Origin of the sequence: Gordonia prachuapensis, assembly GCF_036350515.1 — a bacterium.
In the GTDB taxonomy this organism is placed as follows: Bacteria; Actinomycetota; Actinomycetes; order Mycobacteriales; family Mycobacteriaceae; genus Gordonia; species Gordonia prachuapensis.
This window is the reverse complement of record NZ_JAZDUE010000020.1, coordinates 43,346-61,768: the sequence shown is the minus strand read 5'-3', so window position 1 is coordinate 61,768 and position 18,423 is coordinate 43,346. Positions and strand designations below refer to the sequence as shown.

Genomic DNA, 18,423 nt, shown 5'->3' with positions numbered 1-18,423 from the left:
CCGTCGGAGACGGGATCAGTGGGCGCCGAACTTCTCCACGATCTCGGTGACGGCCTGCCGCGCCCGGTCCGCGTCGTCGCGGACCAGACCGATCCGCGTGCGCCGGTCCAGCACGTCGTCGACGCACAGGGCGCCCTCGTGAGTGACCGCGAACTCCACCTCCGCGCGGGTGACGTCGAGGTCGTCGGCGATCGGTTCCAGCGGCCCGTCCACCATCGCCGACGACACGACCTTGGCCGCTTCAGTCCCGAACCGGCTCACCATCGACGACGGCAATCCCGCTCGACGGCCCTTCCCCGTAGCGCCGATCAGCGGGGTGCTGGTGGTGATGCACGAACCGGCGTCGAGTCCGCCCGCACGCACCGCGACGTCGACGGCGTCCTCGGCCATCCGCCGGTAGGTTGTCAGCTTGCCGCCGAGGACACCGACGAGGGTCCCGTCGTTCACCTGAATCCGGTGCCGTCGCGACAGATCGGCGAGACTGCCTGAATCCGTTGCGTTCTCGTCGGCGGAGTCCACGAGTGGTCGCAGACCGGCGAAGGTGCCGATGATGTCGTCGCGTGTCACGGGCCGGTCGAGGGCCACGTTGATCGCGTCGAGCAGGTAGTCGATCTCGTCGTCGGACGACCGCGGGACGTCCGGGATCGGCCCGGGCGCGTCCACATCGGTGAGTCCGACGAACACCCGTCCGAGTGGTTCGGGAAGCGCGAACACGAAGCGCGACAACGACCCGGCCACCGGCACGGTGAGCGCACCGGCCGGATTGCCGAAACGCTCGGCGTCGAAGACCAGGTGGGTGCCACGGCTCGGCCGGACACGCAGTGTCTGGTCGATGTCGCCGGCCCACACACCCGTCGCATTGACGACGGTCCGGGCGGACACCGTCAGCGACTCCCCCGTGCAGCTGTCGGTGAGTCGCGCTCCGGTGCCGGTCACCTGGTCGGCGCGGGTGTAGGTACAGATCGACGCGCCGAACGCCGCAGCGGTCCGCGCGACCGCGACGACCAGTCGGGCATCGTCGACGAGTTGACCGTCGGAATGCGCGAAGGCTCCGCGCAGACCGCGCCGCGACGTCTGCGGGCACAACGCCAACGTCTCGTCGACCGAGAGCCGACGGGGACCCGGCAGGACGTCGGTCGGGGTGCGCGCGGCGCGACGCAGCACGTCGCCGGCGCGCAGTCCGGTGCGGATCAACGCGGTGGTGGCCCGCGATCCGTGATCCGGCACCACCTGCGACAGCGGCCGGATCAGGTGCGGGGCAATGGTCGTCATGAGATGGTGTCGCTCGACCGCGCTCTCGTAGGCGATCGGGAACCGGCCACCGGCCAGGTACCGCAGACCGCCGTGCACCAGCTTGCTGCTCCACCGCGAGGTACCGAACGCCAGGTCGTGCGACTCCACCAGCGCGACACGCAATCCTCGGGTCGCCGCGTCGAGCGCCACCCCGGCACCGGTGATCCCGCCGCCGATGACCAGCATGTCGAGCGGCCGCTCCTGCTCCGCGAGGTCGGCGAGCCACCGCCGACGATGGGCGGCGTCGATGACGGTCATCCGGGAATCGACGGCAGGTCGCCGTCCGGCCGACGCAGGTACGACGACAACGCGTAGTGCAGTTCGCGGCTCCAGTCGTCTCCGAGGATCGACTCGACGAGGGCGCGCGACTGGATGGACGTCTGCGTGATCAGCAGCACCATCGCCGCCAGCTTCTCCGGCTCGCCGTCGCGGACCTGCCCGCGGCGCTGGCCGTGCGCGATCGCGTCGGCGAGGATCGCCAGGACACCCTGCTGACTGGTGCCGAGGCGGTCGAAGACGTACGGCGTCATGAACTCGCGTTGGGAGCGCCACAACGCCGCGACCAGTTCGTCGTCGCGCAGGGCCGCGGCCACCCGGACCACCAGATCCACGGTCGCGTCGAACTCGGCGGTCCGCAGCGGGGTGACGTCGGTGACCGCGGTGACAATGCCCATGACCTCGCGGGTGAGCAGTGCGCGGGTGATCTCCGACATGTCCGGCCAGCGCCGATACACGGTGGGCCGGCTGACTCCTGCCTCGCGGGCGACCTCGGCCAGGGTCACCTTGCGCCCGCCACTACGGATCAGGCAGGCGCGGGCCGCGTCCAATACCTGATCACCGATGTCCGCTTTACAGATTGACATGATGTGTAACATCGTAACCTATGGCAGCCCCGCCCCCCGACCGTCACGCGGATAGCGTGCGGGTCAGCCATGTCACCGTGCTGGCCAATCCGCACGCGCGGCATGGCGCGGGACGGTCCATCGCGGACACGGCCGTCGCCGAATTCGCGGCTCGCGGGGTGCAGGCCACGGTCGTGATCGGCCGGGATGCGCAGGACGCCGCCGAGCAGGCCGGCAAAGAGGCCCGCGGTGACTGCGACGGGATCGTCGTGGTCGGCGGGGACGGCACCATCCGGCTCGCGATCGAAGCCACCTTCGGCACGGGCAAACCGCTCGGGATCATACCGGCCGGTTCCGGCAACGACGTGGCCCGCAATCTGGACATCCCGCGCGACGACGTCGCCGCCGCGGTCGAGGTGATCGTCGCGGGTCGCACGCGGTCCGTCGACCTCGGGCGGGTCACGTTCCCGGACGGACAGTGTGCGCTGTTCTCCACGGTGGCCGCGACCGGGTTCGACGCGTCGGTGACCGCCCGCGCGGTCGAGATGTCGTGGCCCAACGGTCAGGCGCGCTACACGCTCGCCGCCCTGCGCGAACTGATCGGGCTGCGGTCGCGGCACTACGAGATCCGCGTGGACGACGTCGAGGTCGACGACGACCTGGTGTTCGCGGCCATCGGCAACACCACCTCCTACGGCGGCGGCATGCAGATCACCCCGGCCGCGTCGATGACCGATGGTCTGATGGACCTCACCCTGGGCCGCCGACCGTCACGACTTGCCCGCCTGACCGTCGCCCGCGTGTTCCCCAAGGTGTTCAGCGGCCGCCACGTCGATCATCCGATGGTCCGCACGATGCGCGGCAAGGAGATCGAACTCTATTGCGACCCACCGGCTCTCGTGTCCATCGACGGCGACGTCGTGGGCGAGTTGCCAGCGGTGTTCGAGGTGACGCCCGGCGCGGCGACGTTCTTCGCGCCATCGTGAGTCCTCGGAGCTCGGTCGCGTCGCTCACACCGCCGCGGAAAGAGCACGCGACGAGCTGAACTGCAGGTGACCGTCGACGACCGGCTCGTCGAGCAGCATCTTCTTGTCCTGGCCGTAGTGCATGCGCACCTGCCACGGACCCGACCTGCCCTGGCGCGGCAGGGTGTCCTTGGCCCGCTGGACATAGCCGGACTGCAGCGCATCGAGCATGCCGATCCCGAGCGACTGGTCGTCGGTGTCCCGCGGGACGACCACGGTATGGCCGTTGTCCGCCATGTGCGTCAGCAGGCGGCAGAGGTAGGTGGCGGCGATGTCGGACTTCAGGGTCCACGGCGCGTTCGTGTAGCCGAACACCCAGCCGAAGTTGGGGATGCCCTCGATCAACGTGGCCTTGTAGGTGAGCTGGTCCTCGAACCGGCGCGCCTGGCCGTCGACGATGAGCTCGACACCGCCGAGCATCTGGATGGTGAGGCCGGTGGCGGTGATGACGAGGTCGGCCTCCAATTCGTCGCCCGACCGAAGGCGGATGCCCTTGTCGGTGAAGGTGTCGATGTGATCGGTGACCACGGACGCACGTCCGTCCCGCAGGGCCGCGAACAGGTCGCCGTTGGGTACCGCGCACAGTCGCTCGTCCCAGGGCATGTAGTTCGGGGTGAAGTGGGTCATGTCGACATCGGGCCCGAGCTGCCTGCGCACCTGGGAGAGCAGGAATCTGCGCATCGCGGCGGGCCACCGGCGGCTGGCCAGGTAGATGCCCCGCTGGACGGCGATGTTGCGCCAGCGACCGAACCGGTAGACCGCGCTCTGCGGCAGCCACTTCCCCAGCTTCTCGGAGATCTTGTCGTAGGAGGGAATGGAGAAGATGTAGGACGGGGAACGCTGCAACATCGTCACGTGCGCGGCGTCCTCGCTCATGGTCGGGACGAGGGTGACGGCGGTGGCTCCACTGCCGATGACGACGACCTTCTTGCCGGCGTGGTCGAGATCCTCGGGCCAGAACTGCGGGTGCACGACCTGACCCTCGAAGTCGTCGATGCCGGCGAAGTCCGGGAGGTGGCCCTCGTCGTGGCTGTAGTAGCCGGTACAGCTGATCAGGAAGGACGCGGTGACCACGCGGGTCTCGCCGGTGGCCTCGTGAACCGCGGTGATCGTCCAGCGCTCGTCGGCCGACGACCACTCGGCGGTCCGGACCTGGACACCGAACTGCACCTTGTCGAGCACGTCGTACTCGGCAGCGGTGTCCTCGACGTACTGGCGGATCGACGACCCGTCGGCGAGAACCTTCAGATCATGCCAGGGACGGAACTCGTAACCGAAGGTGAACATGTCGGAGTCCGACCGAATTCCCGGGTAGCGGAACAGGTCCCAGGTTCCTCCGACGCGTTCCCGGCGTTCCAGGATCGAAATCGACCGCTCCGGGAATGCGCGGGACACATGGCATGCGGTGCCGATGCCGGAGAGTCCTGCGCCGATGATCACGGTGTCGACGTGAGTGGTGTGAGTGCTCATGACGGTTGAGTGTGTCAGTGCTCACACATTTCTGACTTGGTAATTCGCGACAGGTTTCTGGCAATTCGTGACAATGGTCCCTCTGATGCGGTAGAGACCTCTTGCGACAGCGGATGCGGGGACATCGGTGAACGATCTGATCCGGGCGATCAACCTACACGGCTTCGACGAACTCGTCGCCGAGATGGGCGGCGACCCCGGGCCGCTGCGGTCGCAATTCGGCCTGACGCCGGGCATCGAGCAGCGCGAAGAGACGTTCATCTCCTTCGACGCCCTCGCCGGGCTGATCGCCCTCGCGGCCACCGACCGGTCCTGCCTCGACTTCGGGATGCGGCTCGCCGAACGCCAGGGCATGCCGATCCTGGGACCCGTGGCGGTGATCGCCCGCAACGCCGCCACCGTCCATGACGGCATCGCGGCCATCGCGCGGTTCATGCCGGCGCACTCTCCGGCGTTGCGCCTGGCGATCGAGCCACCAGAACCGGCCGCGGACATCCGGATCCGATACGACGTCCTCCGGCGGGCCGTCCACGACCTGCGGCAGGCCAACGAGCTGGCGATGGCGAACTCCGCCCGCATCGTCCGGCTGCTCAGCGGTGGCACGTCCGGACCCACCAGGGTCTGGCTTCCGCACGCACAGATGAGTCCCGACGCATCGTACGAACGGCTCATCGGCTGTCCGGTCACGTTCTCGAGCACCTGGTGCGGGCTGTCGGTGTCGCGAGAGGTGATGGCGCGCACCATCGATGCCGCCGACCCGCAGACCCGCCGATTGGCGACCACCTATCTGGAGTCGGCGTTCCCGCAGACGGGTGCACCGCTGGCGACCCGGGTCGGCGAACTGATCCGCCGGCTGTTGCCGACCGGCGCCTACTCGGCGGACGTGGTCGCCGACCACCTGCACCTGCATCGGCGCACCCTGCAGCGGCGCCTGATGGACGAAGGCGTCACCTACGCATCAGTTCTCGACGAGCAGCGCCGCGACCTCGCGGTCCGTTACCTGGGCCAACCCGAGATGCAGGTCGGGCAGATCGCGGTCCTGCTGGGGTACACCGAACAGAGTGCGTTCAACCGCGCGTTCCGGCGGTGGTTCGCCACGTCGCCGCGCGCGTTCCGACGCTCGATCTGAGTGCGGCGCCGTTCGCTACTGCTGCGCCCACCACTCGCGCAACGCCTCCTCGGCCTCGTCCCGCGACAACGGTCCCCGGTCGAGACGCAACTCCTTGAGATACCGCCACGCCTGACCGACCTTCGGTCCCGGCGGCAGATCGAGGAGCTCCATGATCGCGTTACCGTCCAGGTCGGGTCGGACCCGTTCGAGATCCTCGGCGGCCTTCAGATCCGCGATCCGGTGCTCGAGGTGGTCGTAGTTCTCCTGCAGCCGACGGGCGCGGCGCCGGTTGCGGGTGGTGCAGTCCGCGCGCACCAACTTGTGCAGCCGATCGAGCAGCGGCCCCGCGTCGGTGACGTACCGCCGGACCGCGGAATCGGTCCAGGCACCGTCGCCGTACCCGTGGAACCGCAGGTGCAGGAACACCAGCTGCGACACGTCGTCGACGACCGCCTTGGGATACTTCAGGGCACGCATCCGCCGCCGCACCATCTTGGCGCCGACGACCTCGTGGTGATGGAAGCTGACGCCGCCGCCGGGCTCGTGCCGCCGCGTCGCCGGTTTGCCGATGTCGTGCAGCAGCGCCGCCCACCGCAGCACCAGATCGGGATCGCCGTCCTCGAGATCCACCGCCTGCCGCAACACGGTCAGCGAATGCTGATACACGTCCTTGTGCTGATGGTGTTCGTCGATCGTCAGCTTCATCCCCGGCACCTCGGGCAGCACGCGCTCGGCGAGACCGGTGTCGACCATGACGTCGATCGCCTCGAGGGGATGCTCCCCGAGGATCATCTTGTCGAGTTCGGCACGCACCCGTTCGGCGGTGATCCGATCGATCTGTTCGGACATCGCGGTGATGGCGTCGAACACCCGGGGTGCCACCCGGAATCCCAGCTGGGAGACGAATCGGACGGCCCGCAGCATCCGCAGCGGGTCGTCGTTGAACGATTCCTGCGGGGTCGCGGGAGTGTCGATCACGCCGGCCAGCAGCGCGGTGAGCCCGTCGAGCGGATCGATGAAGTCGGCGGCCCCGTCCGGGCCGATCCGAACCGCCATCGCGTTGATGGTGAAGTCCCGACGCACCAGGTCGTCGTCGAGCGAGTCGCCGAACACCACCTCGGGGTTGCGGCCGACCCGGTCGTAGGAGTCGGCCCGGAACGTGGTGATCTCGACGGTCGCGTCACCTTTGCGGGCGCTGACCGTGCCGAACTCGATGCCGGTGTCCCACTGCGCGTCGGCCCAGGAGGCCATCAGCGCGGTGACCTGGTCGGGTCGGGCGTCGGTGGTGAAGTCGAGATCGCCACCGAGCCGGCCGAGCACCGCGTCCCGCACCGATCCGCCGACCAGATAGAGCTCATGGCCGGCCTCGGCGAACACCGCTCCGAGCGAACCGAGCACGTCGGACAGACCACGCAGGGTCACCGCCGCGCCGGCCAGCAGGCGGGTACGGCGTTCCGGGTCGGTCACGGCAAGTCAGCCTACCGTCGCCGCATCCTCACCCCGCAATCCTGGTGAAACGGCGCACACACCGACGACCATCCGCACCGACACCACCGCCGCAGCGCGGCCCATCCAGGCAAACGGCAGGTGGCCAACGGCTAGCATCGGAAACGTGTCCGCCGACCCCTCCACCGACCCCTCTGACGTCTCCGCCGACGTCACGGCGGGTGCGCGCGGCCCGAGGGATACCGAGCGGAAGCAGGCGCAACCGGATTCCGAGCGGGTGTCGAACACCGGCTCCCGGCGGCAGGTGACACCGGCCGACCTGGCGCGCGCGAACTCACGCGGCACCGCGACGGCCACCGATGACCCCAGCGGAACCGGCCGTCGCGGGCGACGCGGACGCCGCCGACGGGGGCGCCGGCCGCCACATTCCAACACCACCGAGACGCCGCACGACGAGGGCAAGTCCGCCGACCGCGGTGACGGCCCCAACCCCGGCCAGATGCCGAAGCGCGCGGGCGGCGGTGGACACGTCGAGGAAGAGCTGCACCCGACCCACACCCGGGTGTCGCCGCCCAAGCCGTCCGACCTCGTCGCGGTCACCGCGAAGATCACCAAGACCGGTCTGACGCACACCGTCAACGCCGACGCCACCACGTCGGCGACGAAGTCGAAGAACCGGCGCCGCAACGGCAAGGGGGTCGACCGTGGCCAGGAACGCCTGCGCACGGTCCGCGAGACGTCGGCGGGCGGCCTGGTCATCTCCGACCTCGATCTCCCGGCCGCCGAACTGTGCGCCGCGCTGATCGGCCGCATGGACCGCCGGGGACGGATGATGTGGTCGCTGCCCAAGGGCCACATCGAGACCGGTGAGACGGCCGAACAGACCGCGATCCGCGAGGTGGCCGAGGAGACCGGCATCCGCGGCACCGTCGTGGCACCGCTCGGCAAGATCGACTACTGGTTCGTCAGCGAGGGCAAACGAATCCACAAGACGGTGCACCACTATCTCCTGCGCAGCATCGGTGGCGAGCTGTCGGACGCCGACTACGAGGTCAGCGAGGTGGCGTGGGTGCCGCTCGACGAGTTGCCCCGAAAGCTCACGTACTCTGACGAGCGGCGACTGGCCCGGATGGCCCGCGGCGTCATCGCCGATCTCGCCGCCGACCCCAATCGGTTGGCCCAATCCGAGGCCGAGAGCATTCGCACCGAACCCAACGCCTATGAGAGAGCCGCAGCCGCACGCAATCAGCGCCGCAACGAACCGTTGCCCCCGGCGCGGTCGCGTCGGCGTCGGCGGCGGTCTCGCCGTCCGCCGGCCGGCGATGCCTGACCCGCGGCGCGTCCGCCTCTGGTCTCGTCTGCGTCGCTCGGCACCCACCTGGGTGGCGATCCTCGCCGTCGTCGGGCTGTGTGCACTGGCCGGGAACCCGGCCGCCGGGTTCGCGGACGCCGCGCCGGTGTCCGACGACGCCGGCGACGACTCGGAGGGCTTCCTGCGCTTGTCGATCGACGAGATCACGCCGTCGATCGTCACCAGCAGCGGTGGCGCCGACGTCACCGTCACCGGGCGGTTGGAGAACATCGGCGATCGGATGCTGCAGAACCTGTCGATCCGCGTCGAACGCGGTGAGGCGATCGACGACGCGGCCGGGTTGCGCAGCAGCCTCGCGGTGCGGCCGGTGCCGGTCAGCGCGGCCACCGCGTTCCGGCCCCTGGCCGACGAGCTCGGTCCCGGTGACACCGACACGTTCAGCTTCACCACCCGTCTGTCGGCCGCAGATGGCCTGAACATCCAACGCACCGGCGTCTTCCCGATCAACGTCAACGTCAACGGTCTCCCCGACTACGGCAACCCGGCCAAGCTCGCGCAGTCCCGCACCCTGCTGCCGGTGCTGTCGCTGCCGCCGGACCCGACGCGCGCCGAGCAGTACGTCGATCCGAGCACCGACGTCGACGGCGCGAACATCGACAACGATCTCGGCGCCGACGGATCGGTGTCCGCGGACCTGTCGAGCCCGTCGCAGCTGACCATGCTGTGGCCGCTCGCCGCTCCGCCGCAGCTCACCCCGGGTGTGCTCGGCGGCAACACCGAACCGGTGCGTCTGGTCGGCGAGGATCTCGCCCGGTCGCTGTCCGCCGGCGGCCGGCTCAACACCCTGCTGGCGGCCGCGAGGTCGGTGGCCGGCGAACCCGCCGACGGCGACGACACAGGCGACGAGGCCGGTGCGTCGGAGGCGCCGGCGAGTCCGCCGGCATCGTCGCCCGCCGCATCGGCATCCCCCTCCCCAGGTTCGGCGGCACCCACGCCGGACGAGGCGGCGCCTGCCGCCGGCCAACAGTCCCGGCTGGCCCGGAGCATGTGTTTGGCCGTGGACCCGGACCTGCTGGTGACGGTGCGCGCGATGTCGCTCGGCTACGTCGTCTCCGACGACCCGCTGGACCCGACGTCAACGACCACGCCGGGCACCGGTCAGCCCGCCGCCCTGCAATGGCTGACCGAGCTGCGTGAGCTGGCCGCCGGGATGTGCGTCGTGGCTCTGCCGTTCGCCCAGGCCGACCTGACCTCACTGTCACGCGTCGGAGACAGCGGCCTGACCGCGGCCGCACTGTCCAGCCCCGCCGACATCGTCGACGCGGTTCTCGGTGTGCGCAGCGTGCGCGGCCTGGCCGTGCCCGCCCTCGGCACCGTCGATGCCACGGGTGCCGAGGTCCTCCAGGACGCGTCGGTGGGCAAGGCGGTCACCTCCACCAGCAGCGTCGACGCGGAACGTCCGGATGCCGCCGGCGGCTACCGGGTGGGTGACCTCACGGTGCAGACCACTCAGGCACCCGTCACCGCGGCGCTCGCCGCCCTCGGCGGGAACCCGCAGACCACTCCCCTGACCCCCGCCGACGAAGAGGTGTCGTTCGTCGGCGAGTCCGACGCGGCGCGCCGGCAGAGCGCGGTCGCCGCCCTCGCCTACCCGGCGATCGACGTTCCCGCCGATACCGCCGGCGGTGGCGGTGACACCACCGCGGGACGCGGCGAGTTCGTGGTGCCGCCGACCTACTGGGCACCGTCGGCCGACGACACGAACGCCCTGTTCACCACCGCGACGCTGCTGCTCGAATCGGGTGCGGCCACGCCTGCTCCGCTGGCCGACGTCGTCACCCGGCTCGACGAGACCACCACCCCCGGCCGGCTCGTGCGGCCAGCCGGCGTCGGTCCGCTCTCCGCGCTCGGCATGTCCGTCACCGATCCGGTCGCCGCCGAGATCGAGGAACACGCGGCACTGTCCTTCCAGCTGCAGGCGTCGCTGATGAGCTCCGCCGACGTCGCCGCGACGCCGGAACGGTATGTGGCGCCGCTGCGTGAGGACATGCTGCGCGCGATCCGCACACCCGACACCACCTCACCCGCCGTTCGCGCCGAGTTGCGTGGCCAGCGTGCGGCCCGGCTCACCGCGGTGGACGCCACTCTGCAACGGATGCGCAATGCGGTCACCATCCTGGATCCGGGCGGCCGCTACACCCTCGCGTCGGAACGCAGCCCGCTACTGCTCGTGGTCCGCAACGACCTGTCCCTGCCGATCCGGGTACGGATCGACGTCGATGCGCCACCCGAACTCGACGTCGGCGACCTCGGCGTCATCGAGATCCCGGCGCGCGGCACCCGCCAGATCCAACTGCCCACCCGGGCGGAGACATCGGAGGAGGCGATCACCGTCACCATCGGGCTGACCACATCCAGCGGCATCTCCGTCGGCTCGCCGATCCGGCTGTCGGTGAACGCCAACGCCTACGGCAAGCCACTGTTCTGGGTGACGATCGCCGCCGGTGTCGCCCTGGTCCTGCTGGTCGCGCGCAGGTTGTGGCATCGTTTCCGCGGTCAGCCGGATCCCGCCGACCAGGACCGGCCCGATCCCGACGAACACGACCGGCTGCTCGCCCGCACCACGTACCAGGAGCGGCGGCGCAACCTGGAGGCCGAGAACATCCCGTACGACGATCCCGGCCCGCTCGACCCCGACAGCCAGGAGCCCACGACGACGACCACGAGCGACGGGGACCGGCGATGAGCCGGCCGGGACCTCCGCCGCCGCGCCGCGCCCAGCCCCGCCGAATTCAACCGGGCGGGATGCCCCCGGGGCCGCCCGCGCGGCCTGATCCCCGCAGATCTGATCCCCGCGGATCTGATTCTCGTGGCGGCACCGACCTCGACGAATCCCCCACCGGACTCGAGCGCGACTCCGACGCCAGCATCCTCGAGACCAGCGGTTCCATCGCGCTCGCAACGCTGACCAGCCGCATCACCGGCTTCATCCGCACCGTCCTGGTGCTGGCGATGCTCGGCCCGGCGATCGCGTCGGCGTTCCAGGCCGCCTATGTGCTGCCCAGCATGATCGCCGAAGTGGTGCTCGGGGCGGTGCTCACCGCCATCGTGATCCCGGTGCTGGCGCGCGCCGAGGCCGAGGACGCCGACGGCGGCAGATCGTTCATCAACCGCATCTTCACCCTGTCGGTGGCCACGCTCGGCGTGGCGACGATCATCGCCCTGATCGCGGCGCCGCTGCTCACCTTCCTCAACGTCGGCGACGGAGACGTCAACCGCGACCTCACGACCGCGCTGGCCTACCTGCTGCTGCCGGAGATCCTCTTCTACGGCCTGTCGGCCCTGTTCATGGCGATCCTGAACATGAAGGGCTTTTTCAAGCCCGGTGCCTGGGCCCCGGTGCTCAACAACATCATCCAGATCGCCACGCTGGTGCTGTACGCGATCATGCCCGGGGAGATCACCCTCAACCCGGTGCGGATGACCGACCCGCAGCTGCTCGTCCTCGGTATCGGCACCACCCTGGGTGTGGTGGTGCAGGCCGGGATCCTGCTGCCCTGGCTCAAGCGCGCGGGGGTACGGCTGCGCTTCGAGTGGGGCCTCGACGCCCGGCTGCGCCGCTTCGGCAACATGGCCCTCGCGATCGTGCTGTACGTGGCCATCCTGCAGGTCGGGATGGTCATCACCTACCGCATCGCCGCCCATGCCGACGCGTCCGGCATCAGCGTCTACGCCACCCACTGGCAGCTGCTGCAGCTGCCGTACGGCGTGCTCGGCGTGACGATCCTGACCGCGATCATGCCGCGACTGTCGCGCAACGCGACCGCCAACGACGACGACGCGGTGGTCGCGGACCTGTCGCTGGCCACCCGCCTGACGATGGTCGCGCTGGTCCCGATCGTCGCGTACATGACCTTCTTCGGGCCCGCCATCGGCATCGCGGTGTTCAACTTCGGCCGATTCGACGCCGCGACCGCTTCGCAGCTCGGTTCGGTGCTCGCGTGGGGCGCGTTCACCCTCATCCCGTACTCGATGACGCTGGTCCAGCTCCGGGTGTTCTATGCCCGCGAGGACGCCTGGACCCCGACCGCGATGGTCCTCGGCATCACGGTGGTCAAGGTGGCCGCGTCGCTGCTCGGTCCGGTGCTGTTCTCCGACCCCGAACTCGTGGTGCGCTGGCTGGCGCTCTCCAACGGTCTCGGCTACCTCGTCGGCGCCATCGTCGGCCACTTCCTGCTGCGCAAACGGCTCGACGGTGCACGACTGACCGACGTGTCGCGCACCACGGTCGTCACCCTGGTGGTGTCGGTGGGCGTCACCGGCATCGTGTGGCTGGTCTCCGAGCTGTCCGGGCTGCACCTGCTGAGCACCGACGTCGGCAAGCTCGGGTCGCTGGTCTACCTGGGCCTGACCGCCGTCGTCGCACTCGGCGTCACCTACGCCGGCCTGGCCGCCGCCCGCCTGCCCGATGTCGTCTCGATCGGGACCACCGTGCGCCGCGTCCTGGGCAGATTCATCCCCGCCTTGGCGCCTCCTGAGACGCCGGTAAGAGAATCCACTCCAACGATCACGGTTGCGTTTCCGCAGACCTCTACCGACGAATCGCTCCCGTACTCTGGTCAAGTACAGGTGCTCCGGAGATTCGACCGGGGCACTGCCACATGGCAGTCGTACTCGGTTCACAGCGGTGGAGCCGCGCGCCTTCGCGATGGTGGCGAGATGCGGATCCACGCGCCCCGCGACATGCGCTATCGCAGGAGAGGAGTTCGGCGCGTGAGTGACAACGAGATCGGGACCACGCAGGACACCGAGATCATCCCGGACTCCCCGTCCGACAAGCATGGTTCGGTCAGTGTCGACGAATCTCCTGCCGAGGCGAAGTCGGCGGACGCCGAGAAGTCCGGCGCGGCAACGCAATCTGCCCAGACCGCACCGCCCGCCTCCCCCACGGCGTCCCCGTCGGCGCCGCGTCCGCGCGGGCCGCGCCTGGTTCCGGGCGCCGCCGTCGCCGGCGGACGGTATCGCCTGCTCGAACATCACGGCGGGACCCGCGGACTGCAGTTCTGGCGCGCCCTCGACATCAACCTGGACCGTGAGGTGGCGCTGACCTTCGTCGACGCCGACCAGCTCGCCGCACCGCCGCGGCGCGGCGAGACGGCCAAGGTCACCGACGACGGACCCCAGGGAGTCCTGTCCCGAACCCTGCGCCTCGGACAGATCTCGTCGGCCGGGGTCGCCCGGGTCCTCGACGTCGTGCGCGGCTCGTCCGGCGGGATCGTGGTCAGCGAGTGGGTGCCCGGATCGTCGCTCACCGAGGTGGCCCGGTCCGAGCCCTCCCCGATCGGCGCCGCCCGCGCGGTACGCGCGCTGGCCGCGGCCGCCGAGGCCACGCACCGATCCGGTGGCGCGCTGTCCATCGATCACCCCGACCGCATCCGCATCAGTACCGACGGCAACGCGGTCCTCGCATTCCCCGGCACCCTCGCGGGCGACGACAAGTCCACCGATGTCCGGGGGCTCGGCGCGGTGCTCTACGCGTTGTTGATGGCCCGATGGCCGCTGGACGGTCAGACGGGTTCCCGGCTGGTGACCACCGCCGACACCACCGAACCGGTGGGCGGGCTACGGATCGCCGAACCCGGCGAGGACGGCAACCCGGTCGAACCGCGCGCGGTACGACCGGACACGCCGTTCGAGATCTCCGCGGTCGCCGCCCGCGCGCTGGACGGTCGTCGTGGAATCCGCACCGCGGGGACGGTGCAGCATGTGCTCGACCAGGCCACCGTGCTCGATCTCAACACCGACATGTTGCCGGTGATCGAGACCGGCGAGGCACCGATCGCGATGAGTCCCCCGGCGACGCGCACCTCATCGACCGAGTCCGAGCCGGCCGGTCGGCGCAACACCGCACTGATGGCCGGCGCCGGCCTGCTCGCGCTGTTCGTGATCATCGCCGTCGTGGTGTGGGCGACCAACATCTTCGGCGGGGACGACGGATCGTCCGACATCGACTCCATCCTGCCCACCACGTCCGAGCCGGCCGCCCCGACCGAACAGAACCAGGGTGCGCCGCCACCCGCGGCACCGGCCCCTATCCCGCTGCGGTCGGTGAGCGTGCTCGACTTCTCCAATCAGCCGCCGGACGGCTCGGCCAACGTCGCGAACGTGATCAGCGGGACCGCTCCCCCTTGGAGCACCGACAATTACCGTGGCTCACCGGATTTCGGCGGACTGAAAGACGGGCTCGGGTTGATGTTCGACCTCGGTGGCGAGCAGTCCGTCGCGACGGTGACCATTCGTACGCCCACGCCCGGCTTCGCGGTGTCGCTGCGGACCGCGTCGTCGGCGCAACCGACCTTCGCCGATACGACCGAGGTCGCCACCGGTCAGGTGTCACAGCCGACGACCACCATCACGATCCCCGAACCGCAGTCGAGTCCGTTCCTGATGATCTGGCTGACGTCACTGCCCGCCTCCGGCGGAGGATTCCAGGCGCAGATCGGTCAGGTCTCGATGGCGGGCTGATCCCCCGCCGCCCCCGCCGACGGAACCTTGTTTTCGCCGACAGAATCCCGATCCGCGATCTCCGGCGCCCATCCCGGCGGCCCGAACACGAATCCGAGCCGCTGCCGTAATCCCCTGGTGCCACGCACATCTCGGGCGATCGCCGCATACTCGTGGGTTTGCAGCCGCCAGATGTTGTAGGTGTCCACCGGCGTGGTGAGCCCGTAGGTGGGCCTCTGGGCTTCGGGCGCAAAAGTGCCGAACATGCGATCCCAGATGATCAGCGTGCCGCCGTAGTTGCGGTCCAGATAGTCGCGGTCGCTGCCGTGATGAACGCGGTGGTGTGATGGCGTGTTGAAGGTGAATTCGATTGGCCGCCAGAGTCTGTCGATGTGCTCTGTGTGAATCCAGAACTGATACACCAGATTCAGCGAGTACGCGACGAACACCAGGGCGGGTGGCACGCCGAGCAGGGGGAGTGGTAGCCACATGACGATCCCGGCGCTGTTGTTCCACTTCTGCCGAAGCGCGGTGGTGAAGTTGAAGTACTCGCTCGAGTGGTGGGCCTGGTGTGTGGCCCAGACCAGACGGACCCGATGGGCCAGTCGGTGTTCCCAATAGAAGAGGAAGTCGAGCCCGACGATGGCGATGACCCATGTGTACCAGGCGTCGGCGGGCAACTGCCACGGTGCCACGTACGCAAAGATCGCAGCATATGCCAAGAGTGCCAACGCCTTCCACGCCGCACTGGTCCCGATCGACACGACACCCATCAGCAGGCTCGCGCGTGAGTCTCTCGGGTTGTAGGTGCCGCGCTCTGCCGGAACCCGTTGTGCCCGTTGCGAAGGACGCTCGTGGTCGGTGTGGTCCAGGCGCCAGGCGGCCCACCATTCGAGTCCGACCATCACGACGAAGAAGGGGATGGCAAGGACCGTCGGCTCACGCATCGCCTCCGGGAGGAGATCGATCATGGGAACTCCTGACTCGTGCCGTTATCTGACATGAATGCGTGTCAGATACCTGATGGTCTGACACGGTAGCGTGTCAGATGACCAGCTGTAAAGGGTGCCGACACGAGGAGCCGTCCTGATGAGCAGCGCCGAGGGCCGCCGCTACGGTGGCGCCGACGCCGACGAACGCCGCGACCGCCGACGCGCGGAGCTGATCGCCGCGGGCCTGGAACTGTTCGGCACGGAGGGGTTCGCCAACGTCTCGGTGAAGCGGATCTGTGACCACGCCGGACTCACCCAGCGCTACTTCTACGAATCGTTCCGTGACCGGTTCGCGCTGCTCGCGGACGTGTACGACGACTGTGTGGCATTCGCCCGCGATGCCACGATCACCGCGGGTGCCGAGTTCGTGGCCGGCGACAGGGGAGAGGGGACCCGCGAGGCGGGCATCGCGGCGGGTGACGCGGCGGCGGTCGCCCGGGCGACGCTGAGCGCTTTCGTGCGCACCCTGGCCGACAACCCCCCGCGCGCGCGGGTGATGCTGGTCGAGGTCGTCGGCGTGAGTCCGGACATCGAACGCCTACGACTGGCGGCGATCCACCGGTGGGCCGACCTCATCCTGTCGCTCGCACTGGGGGAGCGGTCGGCCGATCGGTCGCAGCGACTGACCGCGATCGGGCTCGTCGGGGCGGTCACCCAGCTGCTGGTCGATTGGTACACGAGCACGGCGGGGGAGTTCGCACCCGGCGACGTCACCGAGAGCGATCTGTTCGAGCTCGACGCGATCCTCGACGTCAGCGTCGACCTGTTCGTCGCGGCCTACCGGAGTCTTCTCGGCTGACGTCCTTCTCGGAGGGCATCGCGGGCGTCGATCCACAGGCTGACCGGTGTCCCCTGATCTGTGGACAACCCGCAGGTCAGTGGCACATCGACGGTTCACGTCCGTTAACCTTCATCGCATGCCTCGGGGGAGCATCGACGCGCGCAGCGACGAAGATCTGCTGCTCGCACACGTGCGCGGTGACCCGGGGGCATTCTCCGCGCTGGTGGAACGTCACCACGCGTATCTCTGGTCGGTCGCCTGTCGGACGAGCGACAACCCCGACGACGCGGCGGACGCGCTGCAGGATGCGCTGATGAATGCCCATCGGATGGCCGAGCAGTTCCGATCCGATGCGAAGGTCACCAGTTGGTTGCACCGCATCGTGGTCAACGCCTGTCTCGACCGCATACGCCGCAACCGCGTGCGCCTGACCGTGCCGATTCCGGAGTTCGACGTCGCGCCGCTGGCCGACGACCGGGACCAGATGGCCGCCGTCGACCTGTCGGTGTCCATCGGCCGTGCCCTCGACGCGCTGCCACCGGACCAGCGGGCGGCCGTCGTCGCCGTCGATGTCGAGGGACTCTCGGTCAAGGAGGCCGCGGAACGGCTCGGTGTCCCGATCGGCACCGTCAAGAGCCGCTGCGCTCGCGGTCGCCTCCGCCTGGCGCAGTCCCTCGGCCACCTCCGGGACTCCTGATCACATCGAACCCACATCCATCGCGCCGATCACATCCGATCCCGATGGAACCGGACCGTGGCCCGGTGCGTCCTAGAGTGGACGAGCACGATCACCGCCCCCGACCAGGGGCCGATCGGATGGCCAGAGAAGTGGGAGAGTGGAGCGATGGTCCCGCCGGGAGCAGACAACGACCGCAGTGACGCGTCGCACCTCCCGCAGCCCCCGTTCTCCGTCGACCTGCTCGCCGATCTGCACGCCGACGCCCTGCCACCCGAGGTCGCCGATCACGTCCGATCCCATCTCCCCGACGATCCACAGGCCCGTTCGGTGCTGGCCGCGCTCGACCGCACGACTGCGGGTCTCCGCGATGCCCCGCCCGATCCGGTGTCCGTCCCCCCGACGGTGGCTGCGCGGACCAGCGAGACCCTCGACCGGATCAGCGCCGACGTCGCCGCCGCGGGCGGGCACACCGCGGTGCCACTGACGCGCCCGGATCAAGGCCGCGCGAAGCGCTCTCGCCGTCTCGCCATCGCCGGGCTGGCCGGTGCCGCCACGGTCGCCGTGGTGGTAGCGGTGTCTGTCGGCCTCTTCCGCTCACCGGGCCCCCAGGAGCCCGCCCGACAGGCGCAGCCAACCGTCCCCTCGGCAACATCCGAACCAGGGGAGCGGATGGCCATGCTCTCTGTCCTCGGCCGCGACGATGCCGCCCCATTCGGTTCCGAGGCGGAGCTGCGCCGCTGTACCGCGGCGAACGACGTGCCCGAGGGCACGGCCGTGGTGGGTTCGGGTCCCATCACCCTGCGCGATCGGCCGGCCGCGGTGATCCTGCTGGCCACCGGGGTCGCCGGCCGGTTCGACGCGCTGGTCGTGGGTCCCGACTGCACCACCGGCAATCCCTCGACGATCTCGCGCACGCTGATCGGCAACTGAACCGCTGGCCCAGTGATCTGATGCGCCTGATGTGACGC

13 protein-coding genes are annotated in these 18,423 nt (G+C 69.5%); 8 read left to right on the top strand and 5 right to left on the bottom strand.

What is annotated here, in order from left to right; translation table 11 throughout:
- Positions 1 to 15: 15 nt before the first annotated feature.
- Both V1Y59_RS20535 and V1Y59_RS20530 read right to left on the bottom strand, forming a co-directional pair.
- Complete coding sequence (locus tag V1Y59_RS20535) at positions 16 to 1,551, bottom strand: glycerol-3-phosphate dehydrogenase/oxidase (RefSeq protein WP_330506896.1); 1,536 nt, start codon at positions 1,549 to 1,551, stop codon at positions 16 to 18.
- Complete coding sequence (locus tag V1Y59_RS20530; protein ID WP_330433624.1) at positions 1,548 to 2,156, bottom strand: TetR/AcrR family transcriptional regulator; 609 nt, start codon at positions 2,154 to 2,156, stop codon at positions 1,548 to 1,550. Before V1Y59_RS20530 ends, V1Y59_RS20535 begins: the two co-directional genes overlap by 4 nt.
- 20 nt (positions 2,157 to 2,176) lie before the next feature.
- Between V1Y59_RS20530 and V1Y59_RS20525 the strand changes: the two genes are divergently transcribed.
- On the top strand, positions 2,177 to 3,121 hold the full coding sequence (locus V1Y59_RS20525) for a diacylglycerol/lipid kinase family protein (protein ID WP_330506895.1): 945 nt from the start codon (positions 2,177 to 2,179) through the stop codon (positions 3,119 to 3,121).
- Between the two features lie 24 nt (positions 3,122 to 3,145).
- Here the strand turns inward: V1Y59_RS20525 and V1Y59_RS20520 are convergent, their stop codons facing one another.
- A complete protein-coding gene (locus tag V1Y59_RS20520) occupies positions 3,146 to 4,630 on the bottom strand; it encodes a flavin-containing monooxygenase (RefSeq protein WP_330506894.1) in 1,485 nt (494 codons plus the stop codon).
- Between the two features lie 127 nt (positions 4,631 to 4,757).
- Here V1Y59_RS20520 and V1Y59_RS20515 point away from each other — a divergent pair, with 127 nt between their 5' ends.
- Positions 4,758 to 5,759: an AraC family transcriptional regulator gene (locus V1Y59_RS20515; RefSeq protein WP_330506893.1), complete on the top strand. Its 1,002-nt coding sequence runs from the start codon at positions 4,758 to 4,760 to the stop codon at positions 5,757 to 5,759.
- Between the two features lie 15 nt (positions 5,760 to 5,774).
- Here the strand turns inward: V1Y59_RS20515 and V1Y59_RS20510 are convergent, their stop codons facing one another.
- Entirely contained in the window at positions 5,775 to 7,208 is a 1,434-nt protein-coding gene (locus V1Y59_RS20510; RefSeq protein WP_330506892.1) for a CCA tRNA nucleotidyltransferase, read from the bottom strand.
- A gap of 145 nt (positions 7,209 to 7,353) precedes the next feature.
- Here V1Y59_RS20510 and V1Y59_RS20505 point away from each other — a divergent pair, with 145 nt between their 5' ends.
- Genes V1Y59_RS20505 through V1Y59_RS20495 form a run of 3 tightly spaced genes read left to right on the top strand, consistent with a single transcriptional unit; the run spans position 7,354 to position 15,024 of the window.
- On the top strand, positions 7,354 to 8,517 hold the full coding sequence (locus tag V1Y59_RS20505) for an NUDIX hydrolase (RefSeq protein ID WP_330506891.1): 1,164 nt from the start codon (positions 7,354 to 7,356) through the stop codon (positions 8,515 to 8,517).
- Positions 8,510 to 11,245, top strand: a complete 2,736-nt coding sequence (locus V1Y59_RS20500) for a hypothetical protein (RefSeq protein ID WP_330506890.1) — start codon at positions 8,510 to 8,512, stop codon at positions 11,243 to 11,245. Before V1Y59_RS20505 ends, V1Y59_RS20500 begins: the two co-directional genes overlap by 8 nt.
- The gene (locus tag V1Y59_RS20495; RefSeq protein ID WP_330506889.1) at positions 11,242 to 15,024 is read left to right on the top strand and encodes a murein biosynthesis integral membrane protein MurJ; all 3,783 of its coding nucleotides are present in this window, start codon (positions 11,242 to 11,244) and stop codon (positions 15,022 to 15,024) included. The genes V1Y59_RS20500 and V1Y59_RS20495 overlap by 4 nt, the downstream gene beginning before the upstream one ends.
- Here V1Y59_RS20495 and V1Y59_RS20490 read toward each other — a convergent pair.
- Positions 15,003 to 15,974, bottom strand: coding sequence for a sterol desaturase family protein (locus V1Y59_RS20490; protein ID WP_330506888.1), 972 nt, complete (start codon positions 15,972 to 15,974; stop codon positions 15,003 to 15,005). The two genes, V1Y59_RS20495 and V1Y59_RS20490, sit on opposite strands and share 22 nt — an antisense overlap.
- A gap of 118 nt (positions 15,975 to 16,092) precedes the next feature.
- Between V1Y59_RS20490 and V1Y59_RS20485 the strand changes: the two genes are divergently transcribed.
- The 3 genes from V1Y59_RS20485 to V1Y59_RS20475 all read left to right on the top strand — a co-directional run bounded on the left by V1Y59_RS20485 (position 16,093) and on the right by V1Y59_RS20475 (position 18,385).
- Positions 16,093 to 16,794, top strand: coding sequence for a TetR/AcrR family transcriptional regulator (locus V1Y59_RS20485; RefSeq protein WP_330506887.1), 702 nt, complete (start codon positions 16,093 to 16,095; stop codon positions 16,792 to 16,794).
- A gap of 118 nt (positions 16,795 to 16,912) precedes the next feature.
- Positions 16,913 to 17,473 carry an RNA polymerase sigma factor SigM gene (sigM, locus tag V1Y59_RS20480; RefSeq protein WP_330506886.1) on the top strand — a complete coding sequence of 187 codons (561 nt, stop codon included), beginning with the start codon at positions 16,913 to 16,915 and terminating at the stop codon, positions 17,471 to 17,473.
- A 147-nt stretch (positions 17,474 to 17,620) separates the two neighbouring features.
- Positions 17,621 to 18,385, top strand: coding sequence for an anti-sigma factor family protein (locus V1Y59_RS20475; RefSeq protein WP_330506885.1), 765 nt, complete (start codon positions 17,621 to 17,623; stop codon positions 18,383 to 18,385).
- Positions 18,386 to 18,423: the final 38 nt, after the last annotated feature.